We start from the raw sequence: 16,645 nt of genomic DNA, 5'->3' as shown, positions 1-16,645 counted from the left end.
GACGTTTACCCATGGCCAATGACCTGCCCGCTGGCCAGACATCGGACCTCGGTTGGTTGCTCGCCAACCTGCTCCGGCGGGTTCCGCACACCCGCTGTGCCCTGCTGGCGTCCACGGACGGACTCAAGCGGTACTACCACGGCCTGGACGCCGACGAGGCAGACGCGCTCGCCGCGTGGGCCGCCGCGCAGTCCTCCCTCGCCCGCAACGGCGGGATGCGCTTCGGCGCGGGTGACGGGGTGCGCCAGGTCGTGGTGGAGTTCGACGACCTCGTGTTCTTCGTCTCGGCCGCCGGTCCCGGCGCGGTCCTCGTCGTCCTCGCCTACCAGGACGCCGACGCCAGCGTGCTCGGTTACGAGATCGCGCAGCTGGTCAAGAAGGTCCCGTCCCACCTCGCCACGCCCATGCGGCAGCCCACCGCCGCGTCACGCGCGGGCGAGATGGGTGGGTGATGATGTCGATTCCGCCAGACAAACCCTGGCTGGACAACGAGGCCGGGCCGCTGCTGCGCCCGTACTCGCTCACCAACGGCCGGACCAAGCCGAGCGCCACGCTGACGCTGCAGTCGATGGTCCGGTCCACCGGTCGGGTGACGCCCGAACGAATCGAGCCGATGCACGCCAAGATGCTCGAGCTCTGCAGGTTCGCAACGTCGGTCGCCGAGGTCTCGGCGCACCTGCACCAGCCCGCTGTGGTTACCAAGGTCCTGCTCTCCGACCTCATCGACTGGGGAGCCGTCACTACCCGACTGCCCGATGACATGCCTGACCGAGCACAACTGGAGGCGTTGCTCCATGGTCTCCAACAACTCTGAACTGTTCCCGACCGCGTTCAAGTTCCTCGTCGCGGGCGGGTTCGGCGTCGGGAAGACCACCTTCGTACGGTCGGTCAGCGAGATCGAACCGCTGACGACCGAGGAAACACTGACCATCGCCAGCATCGGCACCGATGACCTGGCCGGGGTCGGCGAGAAGACCACTACCACCGTCGCGATGGACTTCGGGCGCATCACCTTCGACCCGCAGAACATCGTGCTGTTCCTGTTCGGCACCCCCGGGCAGGAGCGGTTCTGGTTCATGTGGGACGACCTGGTGAACGGCGCGCTCGGCGCGGTCGTGCTCGCCGACACTCGCAGGTTGGAGGACTGCTTCGCCGCGGTCGAGTTCTTCGAACGACGCGGCATCGACTTCCTCGTCGCGGTCAACCATTTCGACGGCGGCTTCCGCTACGAGCCCGAAGAGGTTCGGGAGGCGCTGGACATCAAGCCCCGCGTGCCGATCGTCGCGTGCGACGCCCGCGACCGGCGCTCAGCGGCGTCGGTGCTGGCTCGCCTGACCAAGCACGTTCTCGTCAACCGTCCTTTGTAGACGAAATACGCACAGCGGAAACGGAGCCCTCGTGACCACCTTCGACGCGGCTGGCTACCGCCACTTCACCCCCGTGGACAACAACGGGCCGCAGCGAGCGGCGCGCTTGCGGCAACTCGGGCTCGGCGAGCATGCCGAACCAGAATTCGACGCCTTCGCCAAGCACGTCGCGAGTACCCTCGGCGTGCCCAACGCGATGGTCAACTTCATCACCGCCTCGCGCCAGTACCTGGGCGGCCTGTTCTCGGTGAGCGCGGCACCGCCTGACGCCTCCGAGGACGATCTTCGCTCCGCGCCTCTGGAAACCGGCTACTGCCCGCACGTCATCGCCCGGGGCAAGGCGCTGGTCTTGGAGGACGTCTGCGACTACCCGCGATTCGCCGGGAACGACGTCGTGGACCGGATGAACGTGCGCTCGTACCTGGGAGCGCCGCTGATCGACCGCACCGGTGTCGCGCTCGGCACGCTCTGCGTTATCGACAACGAGCCCCGGCCGTGGGGACGAGATGGCCTGCACGCCATCAAGACGCTCGCGAGTGAAGGCTTGCAGCTGATCCACCAGCGCGAGCGGGAACTCTGAGGGAACTGAGCCTGTGATCGGGCCAGGCCGCACGTGATTCCGTGCGGCCTGGCCCGATCTTGTCAAGGTCAGCCGCGCCGCAGCAGCACGTCGAGATCGTGCTGATCGCCTGGGCGGCGCTGTTCGACATTGCCGATGACGGCGTCAAAACCGGCGATGTGCCCGGCAATGGCGTCCACCGTGGGCAGGTCCACGAAGGGCAAGTCCCGCTCCGCGGCGCGCAAGCGCTCGCGCAGGCGCTGCTCGCACCACGCCGCGGTGTGGGCGCTGATTTCGGACTGGTAACTCGTCTCGCTGGTCAGGCCGGCGAGAATCGTCCAGCACGCCAGTTCACCAACGGCGTTGGCGAGAACGTGCCGGTGCTTCGCGTCCGCGATCGGCGCGGTCGTCAACTTGGCGACCCCAGTGGCAAGTTCCTGCACCTGCGGTGCCGCATTGAACGCGTCGAGCAACGAGCCGAGCCGCTCCGGCGCGGCGAGGAACCTGGTTCCCAGGTAGACGGTGACAGCCTCGGTTGTGCCTTCGAAGATCCGGAACAGCCGGTAGTCGCGGAATAACTGGCCGACGACATTGGTGTCGACGAAACCGCGCGCGCCGAGCAGCTGCAAGCTCCGGTCCACCACCTGCCACATGAGCTCGCATCCGAGGATCTTCGCAGCGAAGTACAGTTCCTCCGCGACACCTTCCGCTGCGTCCAAGCGGCCGGCGATGTGTTGGACGAGCGCTTCGACGGCCTGCGTGGCGGCCACGCATTCGGCGAGGATCTGCTGGATCCGGCCGTTCTCCGCCAGATTCCCGGTGGCGACCTCCCGCCGCTGGGCGAAGCGATGCGCGAGCTCCAGCGACCGCATCGCCGCGCCCAGGCCGCCCGCGGCGAGGACGATCCGGCCCTGCATGAACGCGGTCTTCGCGGCGAGCAGCCCCTCGCCCTCGACGCCCAGCAGGGACTTCGCCGGGACCCTCAGGTTCTGGAAGTTTAGGCTGTTCTGCGGTACCGCTTTCAGCCCGAGAGTGATCACCTCCGGCCCACCCACGAATCCCGAGGTTGCGGTATCGACCAGGAACCCGGTGATCCCCAGGTCCTGACCGAGTTCGTTGGTCAGCCGGGCGAACACATTGACGTAAGCGGCATCCGCGCCCAGGCTGATCCACTGCTTGTTGCCGTTGATCACATAGGACCCGTCCGGCTGCTTGGTTGCGCGCGTCGAGATGGCGCGCAAGTTCGACCCCATGCCGGGTTCGCTGATCGCGCTCGTGATCAGCCGCTTGCCCTGCGCTAACTCGGGCAGGATCGCCGTCTTCACGGCCTCGGGAGCGAAGTGCTGAACCGGCGGGACGCCGAGGGTGTTGTGCACGGCGGTAAGGACCATCAGGTTCGCGTCGATCGCGCCGAGTTGCGTCATTACCCGGAGCGCGTCGGAGTGGGAGAGCTCCTGCCCCTGGTACTCCTTGGGGATCCGCAGGCCGAACAGTCCGGCAGAAGCCAAGTCCGGTATCAGCGACGTCGAGAACGACCGGCGCTCATCCATCCTCCGCGAGTCGAGTCTTTCCCTGCTGTACCTCCGTAGGAACTCCAGCACATCCGACACAGCACCACGGGGCGGTGCGCCCTTGTCGGCCGAGTCCATAGATCCCTCCTATGAGGACCGCTCAGCACACGATCTTCGAGGCACCACGACGAGGGAAGCCGGCCAGGCTGGGGTTCGGTGCTCGCCGGATTCCGGAAATCGGGGCGCGAAAAATTCCCTGCAGGACGGATTCCACGCAGGTGAGTTGTGAAATGTTCTACGGCGTAAAGGCGACTCCACGGCCGATGACAGCTCGGCCCGCGAACTCCTGCCGCCGGCCGAGCCGGTACGACGGGGGCGACGATGCCCAGCCAGCTGACGGAAGCGCCGGTGGCGCCAAATCGGACACCGGAGATCCTTCGGCCTTGACGCGATCAGGCCGACGACCTTCGAGAACGGGGACCCGAAGCGGCAAGGCGGCGGTCATGCGCATCTCCGATCCGCGGCGGCCCGTTACTTACGTTCGACTACGAAAAGTAAGGACAAACTTAGCTTTCCTTACTCCTTATGGGTACCTCCTTTGAGGTGATAGGACGAGCACCTTCGGCGAATTCCGTTACACAGCGCAACATCCTGCCGCGCAGGTAAGCGAACAATCAAGTCTAGGTGATTATCACCTCGAAGATCCGCCAACCAACCCGGCCGCGTTCTACCACACGATCGGCGGGGTGACCTGCTAGTCGGTGGAAATGTTCCATCTGCGGTATTTCGTGGCGGTTGCGGAGAATCTGTCCTTCGCCACGGCCGCCCGGCAACTGCACATGGCGACCTCGCCGCTGAGCCAGCGGGTTCGGGACCTGGAACGCGACGTCGGTGCGGTGCTGTTCGAGCGGGACTCGCACCATGTGCAGCTGGCCGACGCCGGTGCGGCCCCGCTGCCGATCGCCAAGGACGTGCTCGGCCGCTTCGCCGACATCCCGTGGCGGCTGCACGAGGCGGGCGGGACGGCCTGATGACCGGCGCCGTGCGCGCGACCGGCAAGCCGATCTGGGCGGTCCGCACCGGTATTGAGGTGATCGTCCTGGCCGTCGGCTGGGTCCTGGCCCGGAACCGAACCGGGAGCCCACGCGGCGCTCACGCAGGCATGACCGTCACTTGATGCCTGCGGCGTCCATGCCCCGGATTTCCTTCTTGAGGTCGTGGATCTCGTCGCGCAGCCGCGCGGCCAGCTCGAACTGCAACTCGCGGGCCGCGTTCATCATCTGGTCGTTGAGCTGCTGGACCAGGTCCGCCAGCTCGGCGCGCGGCATCGACTTGATGTCGCGGTCCGCCAGCAGCCCGGCGCTGGCCACGGCCTCCCCGGTCGGCTTCTTGCCGCGCGAGACGTTGCGGCCAGAACCGCCGACGGCCACCGACTCCTCGGTGTCCTCCGACTCGGAGTACACCCGGTCCAGGATGTCGGCGATCTTCTTGCGCAGCGGCTGCGGATCGATGCCGTGTTCTTCGTTGTAGGCCGTCTGCTTGGCGCGGCGCCGGTTGGTCTCGTCGATGGCGTGCTGCATCGAGTCGGTGATCCGGTCCGCGTACATGTGCACCTGGCCGGACACGTTCCGGGCCGCGCGGCCGATCGTCTGCACCAGGCTGGTGCCGGAGCGCAGGAATCCCTCCTTGTCGGCGTCCAGGATCGACACCAGGGAGACCTCCGGCAGGTCCAGGCCCTCGCGCAGCAGGTTGATGCCGATCAGCACGTCGTACTCCCCCAGGCGTAGCTGCCGCAGCAGCTCGACCCGCCGCAGGGTGTCGACCTCGGAGTGCAGATACCGCACCCGGATGCCCAGTTCGAGCAGGTAGTCGGTGAGGTCCTCGGCCATCTTCTTGGTCAACGTGGTGACCAGCACCCGCTCGTTGCGGTCGGCGCGCTCCCGGATCTCGTGCACCAGGTCGTCGATCTGGCCCTCGGTGGGCTTGACGATCACCTCGGGGTCGATCAGCCCGGTCGGGCGGATCACCTGCTCGACGAACTCGCCGCCGGCCTGCGCCATCTCGTACGGCCCCGGCGTCGCCGACAGGTACACCGTCTGGCCGATCCGGTCGCTGAATTCCTCGAAGGTCAGCGGCCGGTTGTCCAGCGCGCTGGGCAGCCGGAAGCCGTGCTCGACCAGGGTCCGCTTGCGGGACGCGTCGCCCTCGTACATGCCGCCGATCTGCGGCACCGTGTAGTGCGACTCGTCGATGACCAGCAGGAAGTCGTCCGGGAAGTAGTCGATCAGCGTCGCCGGCGCCGAACCGGCCGGGCGGTCGTCGATGTGCCGGGAGTAGTTCTCGATGCCGGAGCAGAACCCGACCTGGCGCATCATCTCGATGTCGTACTGGGTGCGCATCCGCAGCCGCTGCGCCTCGAGCAGTTTGTTCTGCTTCTCCAGCTTGCCCAGCTGCTCCTCCAGCTCGGCCTCGATGCCGCGGATGGCCTTCTCCATCCGGTCCGGGCCGGCCACGTAGTGCGTCGCCGGGAAGATCCGCAGGTCGCGCACCTCGCGCACGATCTCGCCGGTCAGCGGGTGCAGGTAGTGCAGCCGGTCGATCTCGTCGCCGAAGAACTCCACGCGCACCGCGAGCTCCTCGTAAGCCGGGATGATCTCTACGGTGTCGCCGCGCACCCGGAAGGTGCCGCGGGCGAAGGCAATGTCGTTGCGGGTGTATTGCACGTCCACCAGCGCGCGCAGGAACACGTCCCGGTCGATCTCGCCACCGATCTCCAGTGGGATGGACCGGTCCAGGTACGACTGCGGGGTGCCCAGGCCGTAGATGCAGGACACCGACGAGACGACCACGCAGTCGCGGCGGCTGAGCAGGTTCGACGTGGCGGAGTGACGCAACCGCTCGACGTCCTCGTTGATCGACGAGTCCTTCTCGATGTAGGTGTCGGTCTGGGGGACGTACGCCTCGGGTTGGTAGTAGTCGTAGTAGCTGACGAAGTACTCGACGGCGTTGTCGGGGAAGAAGCCACGCAGTTCGTTGGCCATCTGGGCGGCCAGCGTCTTGTTCGGCTCCAGCACCAGGGTGGGCCGCTGGACGCGCTCGATCAGCCAGGCGGTGGTCGCCGACTTGCCGGTGCCGGTGGCGCCGAGCAGCACTACATCCTTCTCGCCGGAGGTGATCCTCCGCTCCAGGTCTTCGATCGCCTGCGGCTGGTCGCCAGCCGGCTCGTAGTCGCTGACCATGCGGAACCGGCCGTCGATCCGCGGAATGTCGCTGACCGGCCGGAACTCGGATTGGGCCAGGACGGGGTGCTCAGTCGCGAATGCCACGACAACCAATGTACGAGCCCGCCCCGACATCGTGCTGCGTCACGGGGTGCCCAAACGGCCACCAGGGCCGATAATGGGATACGTCACCCCAGTGCAGGAGGTGGTGTGATGTCGGGCAGCGCACCTATCGCTGGGCATCCGGATCTCACCGAGATGCGCCTGCGCTACGAGCGGGCCGCGGAAACTCCCACCGCTCAGGTGGCGGACGGCTTCACCGTGCTCGGTGGCCTGTTCGTCGCATTGTCGCCGTGGATCACCGGCTTTCACGCAATGACGACGTCGTTGATGGTGAACAACCTGGTGACCGGTCTGACCGCGACCCTTCTCGGGCTCTCGTTCGCGGCCGCCTACCACCGCACGCACGGCATCGCCTGGACCGTACCGGTGCTGGGTGTGTGGACGATCGTGGCCGTGTTCGTGATGAGCGGAACCGCCGTCATGACCAGCAGCGTGCTGTGCAACGTGATCGGCGGCGCGGTCCTGATCCTCGCGGGTCTCGGCACTATGGCTCCGGCCTACGCCACCCGCGCGACGACCTGACCTCGACCGATCGGAGGTGAAGGATCACAAGTGGTGAAGGAATAGCGGGCGCGACGACCTTCGGACGTCGCGCCCGCCCGAATACAGTGGCAGGGTGACCACGCAGCGCGAGATCGCCGAACAGCTCGGCCTGCCCGTCCACCCGCCCAAGGTCGAAATCTTCGATCTGGTCGCCAACACCAACACCGACCCCAAGGGCCACGTGCGCACCGTGACGCGCTACGAGCGCGCACCCTTCGGCCTGTACCTGGCCCGCCCGACCCCGGGGCACCCACGCATCGCCGCCCTCGAATCCTGGCTGCTGCCAGAGCTCGGGTTGCGCGTGACCCGCTGGTACTGGCACCCCGGGCACGAGGGCGACACGGACTTCTACCTCGACGTGGCGGACATCGAGCCGGGCGAACAGCAGTGGCGGACGGTCGACCTCTACCTCGACATCGCGGTGCGGGACCGGCGCGCGGCGGAACTGTTGGACGTCGACGAATTCGTGGTCGCCGTGCAGGCTGACCTGCTGGACGCGGAAACCGCGGAGCGCGCGATGCGGCGCGCGTGCAACGCCGTCGACGGGCTCGCCCGGCACCGGTACGACCTGCCGAAGTGGTTGTGTGACAACGGGATCGAGCTGTCGTGGCGCGGGCAACCCGTCGAAGATCCCGCATCCGGCCAGCGGAGGCTACCGCCATCCCGGTGACAGTCCGCGCACGCACCGAATCGATACTCGACGGGCTCCGAAAAGTTACGTTAAATAACGGTGCTGTCGATCTTCGGAGCCGGTTTTGCCATTACTGTCTGAAGCCGTGACCGCTGCGTTTTCTCCCCAATTGGTTGAAGTTATCGACGTCTTCAGCTCGCAGCGCAGGCAACCTTCCGGCAGCGTCGCGCAGTTGGAGGTCTGCCACGTCGAACGCTGGGGACTCGCAGTGGAGTGTCCGACGCCGGAGGCCCCGGACCACGACGCCGAGATCACCTGGCTGCTGCCCGACCTCGGGCTGCGGCTGACCCGCTACCGCCCGCGCCGCAGGCACTCCCGCCCGGGACCGAGCATGCTCACCGCGGTCCACATCGAGCGCGAGACCCGGTCGTGGACGATGACCGACCTCCTGCTCGGTCTGGAGGTCGGGGACCACGGCCGCGCGCGGATCACCCACGCCACCGAGTTCGCCGCAGCGGTGGGAAACGGCCTGATCCGGCTCAGCGAGGCCGACTACGCGCTGCGCACGGTGCACCGCACCCTGGACGAGGTCACCCGCCACCGGGACATCAACCAATGGCTCGCCCACCGGGGCATCTTCCAGCTCTGGTGAGGGCCCGTGAGTACTTTCGGGTGCTATAGCCCCCAAAAGTGCTCACGGACCGAGGCGGCTGCCGCAGGGGGCCGGTCAGCGGGAGCCCAACCCCGGTGCTGGGCGACGGGAGCGAGCCGCACCTGCTGCCAGCCGACTGGCGGGAGGTGCTCGTCATCTCGGAAGATCAGTCGCTCGGCGACCAGCCGGTCCGGTCGGCCCAGTGCCAAGCCTTGCGGAGCCCGGTTTCGAACCACGGTTCCTTCGCGGCGGCGTAGGCGTCGTGGTTCGGGTCGTTCGCGTGCTCGGCCGAGACCTTGCGCTTGAGGGCGAGGTATTCCGCGCGGGCCGTTTCGTCGGCGCGGAGCCAAGCCGGGAACACCAGCGCGACGCGTTGGCTCGCGGAACCGTCGACTCGGACGTGCAGGTTCGCGTAGCGGCCTGGATCGGCCGAGAGATGTATCCGCTTCTTCCACTGCACCGGATCCGGGGCGAAGGAGTGCGGGCTGTCGCCGCGGATCTCCGGCAACAGCGGGAAACCGGCCTCGCCCAGCGGTTCGGCGAGCGCATCCGCGTCGTCCAGCGACCGCACCGTCAGCTGCAGGTCGATGATGTCCTTCGCGGGCAGGCCGGGCACCGAGGTCGAGCCGATGTGGTCGATCCGCACCGCCTTGTCGCCCGCCGCTCGCTCGATCCGGGCGATCAGCCGTCGGGCCTGCCGCGGCCACTCCGGGTCCGGCTCGACCAAAAGCGGCGCGCGCTTCGGCGGTCTCCGCCGCAGCCGGACGTTCTCCTCGAACGGCACCAGCCGGTCCTGCCACAGCGCATCGACCTGGGCGTTGATCTCCTCGACCGAACCGCTGTTGTCCAGCCAGACGTCCGCGACCTCACGCCGCTGCTCGTCGGTGGCCTGCGCGGCGATGCGGGCGCGCGCGTCGTCTTCCGCCAGACCGCGGTCGATCAGCCGCCGCACCCGGACCGGTTCCGGCGCACCGACGATGACCACCAGGTGGTAGTTCGCCGCGTAACCGGCCTCGACCAGCAGCGGAACGTCGTGCACGACGACCGCGTCCGTGGGTGCCTGCGCGATCCGCACGGCCGTCAGTTCGCGGATCTTGGGGTGCGTGATCGCGTTGAGGTCGGCGCGGGCGTCGCTGTCGCCGAAGACCTTCGCCGCCAACGCCGGCCGGTTCAGCGCGCCGTCGGAGTCCAGGATGTCGTCCCCGAACCGCTCGACGAGCTCGGTCAGCCCTGGAGTGCCCGGCCGCACGACCTCCCTGGCCAGCACGTCGGAGTCGACGAGCACCGCGCCGCGCTCCACCAACCGCCGAGCCACCGTCGACTTCCCCGAACCGATCCCACCGCTGAGTCCCATCAACAACACAGAACCCATCCTGCCAGCGAGACAGGACAACCCGATGCATCCCTGGGAACAAAATCCCCGCGCACACTTTTCGGCGCGATAGCGGCTGCTCGGGAACTCGCTGTGCGACGGTGGTGCACCTGGGCGACGCTGGGGCGACGCGAACGGCCCCTTCACGCCAATAGACGGCACAAACGGGCCGTTCGCCTCACACCCATCACGGGTTATCCCGCGCCGCCACATCGAACGAGCCTGGAGCTCCCCGAAAACGGAGAACGGCCCCGCACCTCGGAAGGTGCGGGGCCGTGGTGCCTCAGCCGTTAGGCGTCAGACTCACGCACCGCCGGAGAGCTTCTCCCGCAGCGCCGCCAGCTGCGCGTCGCTGGCCAGCGAGCCGCTGTCCTGCTCGTCGGCCGAACCCGACGAGTAGTTGCCGCCGCTGGTCGGCTCCTCGCCGCCACCGGCCGCGGCGGCCGCAGCGGCCTCCGCGTCGGCCTGGCGGGCCTTGGTGATCTGGGCGATGTGCTTCTCGAAGCGCGTGTGGGCCTCGGCGTACTGCCGCTCCCATTCCTCACGCTGCTTCTCGTAGCCCTCGGTCCACTCCTGGGTCTCCACGTCGAAGCCCTCGGGGTAGATGTAGTTGCCCTCGTTGTCGTACTCGGCGGCCATCCCGTACTGGGTGGGGTCGAACTCCGAGTCGGGGCTGAAGCCCTCGTTGGCCTGCTTCAGCGACAGCGAGATCCGGCGACGCTCCAGGTCGATGTCGATGACCTTGATCATCACCTCGTCGCCGACCTGGACGACCTGCTCCGGGATCTCCACGTGGCGCTCTGCCAGCTCGGAGATGTGCACCAGGCCCTCGATGCCCTCGTCGACGCGGACGAACGCGCCGAAGGGCACCAGCTTGGTGACCTTGCCCGGCACGATCTGGCCGATCGCGTGGGTGCGGGCGAACTGGCGCCACGGGTCTTCCTGGGTGGCCTTCAGCGACAGCGACACGCGCTCGCGGTCCATGTCCACGTCGAGGACCTCGACGGTGACTTCCTGGCCGACCTCGACGACCTCGCTCGGGTGGTCGATGTGCTTCCAGGACAGCTCCGAGACGTGCACCAGACCGTCAACACCACCGAGGTCGACGAACGCACCGAAGTTGACGATGGAGGACACGACGCCCTTGCGGACCTGGCCCTTCTGCAGCTGGTTGAGGAACTCGCTGCGGACCTCGGACTGGGTCTGCTCCAGCCAGGCGCGGCGGGACAGGACCACGTTGTTGCGGTTCTTGTCCAGCTCGATGATCTTGGCCTCGAGTTCGCGGCCCACGTAGGGCTGCAGGTCGCGGACGCGGCGCATCTCGACCAGGGAGGCCGGCAGGAAGCCGCGCAGGCCGATGTCGAGGATAAGACCGCCCTTGACGACCTCGATGACGGTGCCCTTGACCGGCTCGTCCTTCTCCTTGAGCTCCTCGATGGTGCCCCAGGCGCGCTCGTACTGGGCGCGCTTCTTGGAGAGGATCAGCCGGCCTTCCTTGTCCTCCTTCTGGAGAACGAGGGCCTCGACGAAGTCGCCGACGGTGACGACCTCGGCGGGGTCGACGTCGTGCTTGATCGACAGCTCGCGGGAGGGGATGACGCCCTCGGTCTTGTAGCCGATGTCAAGCAGCACCTCGTCGCGATCGACCTTGACGATGGTGCCCTCAACAATGTCCCCATCGTTGAAGTACTTGATGGTCTGGTCGACGGCGGCGAGGAAGTCCTCCTCCGTCCCGACGTCGTTCACTGCGACCTGCGGCTTGGTGGCGGCTGCAGTCGGGACGGTGGTGGTGTCGGTGGACATCAGGTGGGTTGCTCCGGTGCGGATAGTTTGGTCGCTGGATCTACATTGTTGCCGCGCCCCAGGTGTCCGGCCAGGGCCAGCTGACTTGCTGGACCAGGAAGTTCGACTTCGCCGGCAGACCTCCTCGGCCGGTGCGACCCGGCAGGGAAGAGCCGCCGACAGAAGACCCACGGCGCGGGCGGTATCGTACGCGCTTTCTCGATCGCCGGGCAAACTGCGGTACGCCTGGACGACCGGTCGGCTCCGGGCGACGACAATGCACACGTCCGAGCAATACCCACTATCGGCAGGGGGAATCCTTGACACAAGCCGACGAGCCGGAGAACGACGGGCTCCAGCGTATCTCGGCGGAGCACTTGTTGGGCACGGTCGGTGTGAGCAAACGCACTGTCGACGCGGCGGAATCGCGGGGCGCGAGCCGGTTGTGGTGGGACGCCGACGCCGACGACTACCAAGCCGAACACGGCGCATTCCTCGGCGACAGCGATTTCATGTGGTGCCCGGAGCGGCTGCGCGAGCAGGACGCCGGGCTGCTCGGCGACGTCCGGGGCAAGCGGGTGCTGGAGGTCGGCTGCGGCGCGGCCTCGTGCTCGCGGTGGCTGGCCGACCAGGGCGCACATCCCGTCGGACTGGACATCTCGGCCGGGATGTTGCGCCACGCCGTCGCGGGCGGTGAGCGCAGCGGGACCGCCGTGCCGCTGGTGCAGGCCAGCGCGGACTGCCTGCCGTTCGCCGACGATTCCTTCGACCTGGCCTGCTCGGCGTTCGGCGGCGTGCCGTTCGTGGCCGATGCCGGAGCGGTGTTCCGGGAGGTCGCGCGGGTGCTGCGGCCGGGCGGCCGGTGGGTTTTCGCGGTGACGCACCCGATGCGGTGGGTCTTCCCCGACGATCCGGGGCCGACCGGGCTGACCGCGACCCACTCCTACTTCGACCACACCCCGTACGTGGAGATCGACGCCGGCGGCCGGGCCACCTACGTGGAGCACCACCGCACGCTCGGCGACTACGTCCGCCAGTTGGCCGCCGCCGGGTTGCATCTGGTCGATCTCGTCGAACCGGAGTGGCCGGAGGGGCACACTCAGACGTGGGGGCAGTGGAGCCCGCTGCGTGGACGCCTCTTCCCCGGCACCGCGATCTTCGTCTGCCACCGCTGAGTGGGCGCGCAGGGCGAGCACGTCGCCGGGAACGGAGCGAGCGGCGATTTCGCGCGAAATCGCCGCCACCCACGCCTGCCAAGTGCCGATTTCGCGCGAAATCGCCGACCACCACAGTCCGCGCGAGCGTTGAGGAGATGTCGTGGCGAGTGCACAGGAGTTGATGCGGGCCCAGTTCGCGCGGTTCGCCGCGCTGGATCCGCAGCTGCCGGACACCCACCACCTGCCGTCCGACGGCGAGGCGATCGTGACCCGCACCGCCGGCGGCGGCACGGCGGCCGGGCTCGTAGCGCGCAACACCAATCCGCCGGGGTCGGCGCAGAGCCTCTGGCAGGCCGGTGAGGTGTTCGAACTCTTCCCGATCATCGGCGAGCAGCCGCAGGCGGGCATGGACGCGCTGCTGGGTGCCTGGCGCGAGTGGCTGGCGCCGCACGCCTCGCCTGGCCCGAACTCGTCCTGCATGGTCGTGTGGCCGAGCCGGGACGCCGCCGCGACCAGGGCGTTCCTGGATCACGGCTTCGTTCCGTTGTCCTGCTTGGCCGTGCGCCCGACTTCGCCGGTCGCATATACGAAACTACCTGGTACCGTAAAAATACGGCGCGCCGGACCAGCCGACGTGGACGCCGTCGTCGAGCTCACGCTTTCCGAGCTCGAATACGCCGCTCTGGTCGGCACATCGGCGTACCGACCCGATGCTCCGCAGCTGAAGCGGACCGCTGCGCACGTGCGCCTGCACTCCAGCGATCCCGTGTGGCTGGCGGAGCAGGACGGAACTCCGGTCGCGGTAGCGGAGTGCGGCTGGGTGGACACCGCTAAGTCCCCCGGCAGCTACCGGCTCCGGTCCGGCACGTGGGCGTACGTCAACTGCGTGTCGGTGCAGGAGAAGCTCCGCGGAACCGGCGTCGGCCAACAACTGATGGCAACGGCGCACAACGAGTTCGCTCGCGCCGGAGCCGTCGGCAGCTTCCTTTACTACAACCCGCCCAACCCGTTGTCCTCGGTGTTCTGGCCCCGTCAGGGCTACCGGCCGCTGTGGACGATGTGGGAGGTGCGCCCGGCAACCGCGCTGCGCTGACGCTCGCCGCGGCCGGCGCACGGCCGTGCGAGTCGAGGAGTTCGGCGTGGAAATCGTCGCCACGGCTGTCCCTCTGGGCTCTTGTCCCAGACTCCGCGTGGCGGTGCGGGTGGCCATGCTGCGAGAACGAAGGCCCAGAACCGAGTGCTGCAGGGGGTCTGGCCTAGCTGGGCCAGGTGAGGATTTCGCCGGTGCGGCGGTGCGACACCGCGTGGGGTCCCCCGGACTCGACACGCGCGGTCGCACCGCCCGTCGGGCGATCCACTCCGGGCTTTCCCCACTGGCCGGCCCCGGCGAGGAAGATCCGCCGGGAGCAGAGCAGATCCCGCAGCGACAGCAGCACGCACAGCTCGTAGACGACGCGTTCGATGCGCCCCTGCTTGTCCACGACTGCGTCCTGCCACTCCGGCGGCACCACATCGTCCAGCGGGATGTTCTGGTCGAAGTCGTAGAACCGGCCACGCCCCCAGCACGTGGTGTAGTCGCTGACCAGCTCGCCGAGCGCTGCCATGACCGGCCAGCAGCCCAGGTCTCGGCAGCGGAACTCCAGGCCCGCCAGCAGGAGTTTGATGATCTGCTGGTAGTAAGCGGAGTACGTGCCGCGGAGCACCGTTCGCTTGCGCCGGGCTCGCACGGCGTCGCGGGCTTCGCTGTCGCGCGTCAGCTTCCTAAGCTCCTGCTCGCTGGCGATCGGGTACAGCACTGTCCGCACTGTGTCGTCGGGACGATCCAGGGCGGCCCGGGCCAGTTCGAGCAGGAGCACGTCCCGCGTCTGTCTCGGCCACGCGGCGTCGGCGGCCTCCTGGCCGAGCCGGTGCTCCGCCCGTACCCGGATCTGGTGCAGCAGGCCGACCAGGACCCGACCGAGTAAATCGGTGATCTCCTTGCGCCGCACCGAGCACAGCGCACTCAACAGGGTCACGCGGACCGCTCGTGGATGCGCCCTGAGCTCCGCGGAACCCGCGCTGGCCGCCCGCGCGCACCACGCCTCCACGAGTTCCGCCGGAACGTCGTCGAAGAGATCGGACGGCAGGCGCAAGGCCTGCACCGCGGTCTGCTTGCCGATCTCCTTGAGGAGCGCGCCCAGCCAGACGTGGTCGGCGTTGCTCTCCTCCAACTTGACCAGCAGGTCGGTCGGCAACCCCAACGCCTGCAGCGACATGAGGCTTTCGATCTCCAGGAGCAATTTCTTCAGGTTCATCGAACCAACCTCGGATCGCAGTTCGGCGAGCGACCATTCCTGGCGCTCCTCCGAACCCGCGAGCAAGGTTTCCAACTGGTCCGCCGAATCGCCCATTCGATCCGCGATGCTGTGGCACAGCAGCATTTCGAAGTCCTGCAGCGCGCGACTCGCCACCTGCCGGGCCAGGTTCGGCTCCGGCGGCTCGACCTCCTTCGCGCGGCAGTGCGCGATCAGCGCGGTGGCCAACTTGTCCCGGCCCAGCCCCGCCCGGCCCGTCTCGTCGGTCAGCCACGCCAACCACTGCCGCTCATCGCCCAGGTCCACCGGGCACCTGAGCACATCAACTATCTGCCCCTGGAGGAGCTCAACCGTGTCCTTCGTGAACTCCGAGGCGGCCAAATCCACCTTCACAGTTCCCCCACCCCATGCCAGCAGCACGGAATTGTCCCCAATGAGCGGAACCGTAGTACTCAGGTGCAAAACACGAATGAGCGAATACGCATACGAAGCGCCCGGTGGCGCAGAGCGACAAGAACCTGACGTCCCCTCGCGTTTTTCGGGGCACGCCCAGCGCAGCTTTCGGGGCCGCGGCCGAGCAACGCCCGCTCGACCTCCGCCAGCCCGATGCCGGCCGCGCGCAACGCCTTTAGCCGGACCGCCAGCTCCGGCTGGCTCGCCGTGTCACACCGGTAGTTCGACCACGGGTCCACCGCGGCCTGCTTCAGCAGACCCTGCTTGTCGCAGACCCCGCAGCGCCTTCGCACTCAGGCCGGTCAGCCGCGCGACATCCCCAATGCCGAGCATGGACCCAGTCCAGCATGGATCCAGTCTGGACTTTGCCCCAGCGGCAGAGTCCAATCCGCTAATCGGCGGGAGACACCTCGGCGGGCTCGTCGTAACGGGCGACCTCGATCAGGTTGCCGTCCGGGTCGCGCAGGTACAGCGAGGTGATCGAGCCCTCCGCGCCGATCCGGCTGACCGGGCCTTCCTCGATGCGCACCTCGTTGGCGCGCAGGTGCTCCTGGACCTCGGAGAGCGCGTTGGCCGTGACGAAACACAGGTTGGCCGAACCGGGCACCGGGTGCGTCGCGGTCGGCTCCACCAGTTCGCTGGCCGCGTGCAGCTTGATCGTCTGCCCGCCGAAGCTCACCGCTCGGCGCTCGCCTGGGAACGCCACCGGCGTCATGCCGAGGATCTGCTCGTAGAACTCCACTGCCCGATCGACATCGGCGACGGTGAGGACCAGGTGGTCCACTCTGTCGATGCTGATCATGCTCCTCCTCGGGGTTGACGCGGAAGCGGATTCGGGGGTGTCCGCGCCTCACCGTTGCCGGGCCCGCACGCATGCGTCCGGGCCTGGCAACGCGTACGGCAGGCTATAGGCACCGATCCAACGCGCGTTCGGGCGGGGCCACCCGACGGTGATGTCCGCCATTCAAAAGGGTTGCACC

The 16,645-nt window shown here is 67.9% G+C and carries 16 protein-coding genes and 1 pseudogene; 11 read left to right on the top strand and 6 right to left on the bottom strand.

Features of this window, described 5'->3' with window-relative positions:
• Nucleotides 1–11: 11 nt before the first annotated feature.
• From FDZ84_RS22460 to FDZ84_RS22445, 4 genes are read left to right on the top strand one after another with little or no spacing between them, the layout of a single operon-like run.
• The gene (locus tag FDZ84_RS22460) at nucleotides 12–452 is read left to right on the top strand and encodes a roadblock/LC7 domain-containing protein (RefSeq protein ID WP_168587511.1); all 441 of its coding nucleotides are present in this window, start codon (nucleotides 12–14) and stop codon (nucleotides 450–452) included.
• Nucleotides 452–814, top strand: coding sequence for a DUF742 domain-containing protein (locus FDZ84_RS22455; RefSeq protein WP_223840324.1), 363 nt, complete (start codon nucleotides 452–454; stop codon nucleotides 812–814). The genes FDZ84_RS22460 and FDZ84_RS22455 overlap by 1 nt, the downstream gene beginning before the upstream one ends.
• Complete coding sequence (locus FDZ84_RS22450) at nucleotides 795–1,367, top strand: ATP/GTP-binding protein (RefSeq protein ID WP_168587510.1); 573 nt, start codon at nucleotides 795–797, stop codon at nucleotides 1,365–1,367. Before FDZ84_RS22455 ends, FDZ84_RS22450 begins: the two co-directional genes overlap by 20 nt.
• Nucleotides 1,368–1,398: 31 nt before the next feature.
• Nucleotides 1,399–1,947: a GAF domain-containing protein gene (locus FDZ84_RS22445; RefSeq protein WP_168587509.1), complete on the top strand. Its 549-nt coding sequence runs from the start codon at nucleotides 1,399–1,401 to the stop codon at nucleotides 1,945–1,947.
• Between the two features lie 68 nt (nucleotides 1,948–2,015).
• On the opposite strand, the gene FDZ84_RS22440 is transcribed toward FDZ84_RS22445, so the two are convergent.
• Nucleotides 2,016–3,575, bottom strand: coding sequence for an acyl-CoA dehydrogenase family protein (locus FDZ84_RS22440; protein WP_168587508.1), 1,560 nt, complete (start codon nucleotides 3,573–3,575; stop codon nucleotides 2,016–2,018).
• A 623-nt stretch (nucleotides 3,576–4,198) separates the two neighbouring features.
• On the opposite strand from FDZ84_RS22440, the pseudogene FDZ84_RS22435 reads away from it, so the two are divergent.
• Together FDZ84_RS22435 and FDZ84_RS22430 are read left to right on the top strand one after the other, a co-directional pair.
• Nucleotides 4,199–4,453: pseudogene (locus FDZ84_RS22435) on the top strand (LysR family transcriptional regulator); the annotation flags it as partial.
• A 14-nt stretch (nucleotides 4,454–4,467) separates the two neighbouring features.
• Nucleotides 4,468–4,614, top strand: a complete 147-nt coding sequence (locus FDZ84_RS22430) for a hypothetical protein (protein ID WP_168584116.1) — start codon at nucleotides 4,468–4,470, stop codon at nucleotides 4,612–4,614.
• Here FDZ84_RS22430 and uvrB read toward each other — a convergent pair.
• On the bottom strand, nucleotides 4,607–6,763 hold the full coding sequence (gene uvrB / locus FDZ84_RS22425; protein ID WP_168587507.1) for an excinuclease ABC subunit UvrB: 2,157 nt from the start codon (nucleotides 6,761–6,763) through the stop codon (nucleotides 4,607–4,609). The genes FDZ84_RS22430 and uvrB overlap by 8 nt on opposite strands.
• A 108-nt stretch (nucleotides 6,764–6,871) precedes the next feature.
• On the opposite strand from uvrB, the gene FDZ84_RS22420 reads away from it, so the two are divergent.
• From FDZ84_RS22420 to FDZ84_RS22410, 3 genes are all read left to right on the top strand, one after another.
• Nucleotides 6,872–7,303: an SPW repeat protein gene (locus tag FDZ84_RS22420; RefSeq protein WP_168587506.1), complete on the top strand. Its 432-nt coding sequence runs from the start codon at nucleotides 6,872–6,874 to the stop codon at nucleotides 7,301–7,303.
• A 94-nt stretch (nucleotides 7,304–7,397) separates the two neighbouring features.
• The gene (locus tag FDZ84_RS22415) at nucleotides 7,398–7,994 is read left to right on the top strand and encodes a DUF402 domain-containing protein (protein WP_168587505.1); all 597 of its coding nucleotides are present in this window, start codon (nucleotides 7,398–7,400) and stop codon (nucleotides 7,992–7,994) included.
• 85 nt (nucleotides 7,995–8,079) lie between these two features.
• Nucleotides 8,080–8,607, top strand: coding sequence for a hypothetical protein (locus FDZ84_RS22410; protein ID WP_246868347.1), 528 nt, complete (start codon nucleotides 8,080–8,082; stop codon nucleotides 8,605–8,607).
• 166 nt (nucleotides 8,608–8,773) lie between these two features.
• Here FDZ84_RS22410 and coaE read toward each other — a convergent pair whose 3' ends face one another.
• Together coaE and rpsA are read right to left on the bottom strand one after the other, a co-directional pair.
• Nucleotides 8,774–9,970, bottom strand: a complete 1,197-nt coding sequence (coaE, locus tag FDZ84_RS22405; protein WP_168587504.1) for a dephospho-CoA kinase — start codon at nucleotides 9,968–9,970, stop codon at nucleotides 8,774–8,776.
• A gap of 312 nt (nucleotides 9,971–10,282) precedes the next feature.
• Nucleotides 10,283–11,782 carry a 30S ribosomal protein S1 gene (gene rpsA, locus FDZ84_RS22400; RefSeq protein WP_168587503.1) on the bottom strand — a complete coding sequence of 500 codons (1,500 nt, stop codon included), beginning with the start codon at nucleotides 11,780–11,782 and terminating at the stop codon, nucleotides 10,283–10,285.
• 299 nt (nucleotides 11,783–12,081) lie between these two features.
• Here rpsA and FDZ84_RS22395 point away from each other — a divergent pair, with 299 nt between their 5' ends.
• Nucleotides 12,082–12,936 (top strand): class I SAM-dependent methyltransferase, encoded by an 855-nt coding sequence (locus FDZ84_RS22395; protein ID WP_168587502.1) that lies wholly within the window; start codon nucleotides 12,082–12,084, stop codon nucleotides 12,934–12,936.
• Between the two features lie 142 nt (nucleotides 12,937–13,078).
• A complete protein-coding gene (locus FDZ84_RS22390) occupies nucleotides 13,079–14,011 on the top strand; it encodes a GNAT family N-acetyltransferase (protein ID WP_168587501.1) in 933 nt (310 codons plus the stop codon).
• 163 nt (nucleotides 14,012–14,174) lie between these two features.
• Here FDZ84_RS22390 and FDZ84_RS22385 read toward each other — a convergent pair whose 3' ends face one another.
• Nucleotides 14,175–15,605, bottom strand: a complete 1,431-nt coding sequence (locus FDZ84_RS22385; RefSeq protein ID WP_168587500.1) for a hypothetical protein — start codon at nucleotides 15,603–15,605, stop codon at nucleotides 14,175–14,177.
• Between the two features lie 451 nt (nucleotides 15,606–16,056).
• Nucleotides 16,057–16,467 carry a VOC family protein gene (locus FDZ84_RS22380; RefSeq protein ID WP_168587499.1) on the bottom strand — a complete coding sequence of 137 codons (411 nt, stop codon included), beginning with the start codon at nucleotides 16,465–16,467 and terminating at the stop codon, nucleotides 16,057–16,059.
• Between the last annotated feature and the right edge of the window lie 178 nt (nucleotides 16,468–16,645).

The sequence above is a fragment of the Saccharopolyspora sp. ASAGF58 genome (genome assembly GCF_012277335.1).
Classification (GTDB): domain Bacteria; phylum Actinomycetota; class Actinomycetes; order Mycobacteriales; family Pseudonocardiaceae; genus Saccharopolyspora; species Saccharopolyspora hattusasensis.
The sequence above is the reverse complement of the archived record's forward strand: the minus strand, read 5'-3'. Positions and strand labels throughout refer to the sequence as shown.

Excerpts from the sequence above, each read along its gene's own strand:
- FDZ84_RS22460 (WP_168587511.1), top strand. The coding sequence starts at position 12 with ATGGCCAATGACCTGCCCGCTGGCCAGACATCGGACCTCGGTTGGTTG.
- FDZ84_RS22455 (WP_223840324.1), top strand. The coding sequence starts at position 452 with ATGATGTCGATTCCGCCAGACAAACCCTGGCTGGACAACGAGGCCGGG.
- FDZ84_RS22450 (WP_168587510.1), top strand. The coding sequence starts at position 795 with ATGGTCTCCAACAACTCTGAACTGTTCCCGACCGCGTTCAAGTTCCTC.
- FDZ84_RS22440 (WP_168587508.1), bottom strand. The coding sequence starts at position 3,575 with ATGGACTCGGCCGACAAGGGCGCACCGCCCCGTGGTGCTGTGTCGGAT.
- FDZ84_RS22430 (WP_168584116.1), top strand. The coding sequence starts at position 4,468 with ATGACCGGCGCCGTGCGCGCGACCGGCAAGCCGATCTGGGCGGTCCGC.
- FDZ84_RS22420 (WP_168587506.1), top strand. The coding sequence starts at position 6,872 with ATGTCGGGCAGCGCACCTATCGCTGGGCATCCGGATCTCACCGAGATG.
- rpsA (WP_168587503.1), bottom strand. The coding sequence starts at position 11,782 with ATGTCCACCGACACCACCACCGTCCCGACTGCAGCCGCCACCAAGCCG.
- FDZ84_RS22380 (WP_168587499.1), bottom strand. The coding sequence starts at position 16,467 with ATGATCAGCATCGACAGAGTGGACCACCTGGTCCTCACCGTCGCCGAT.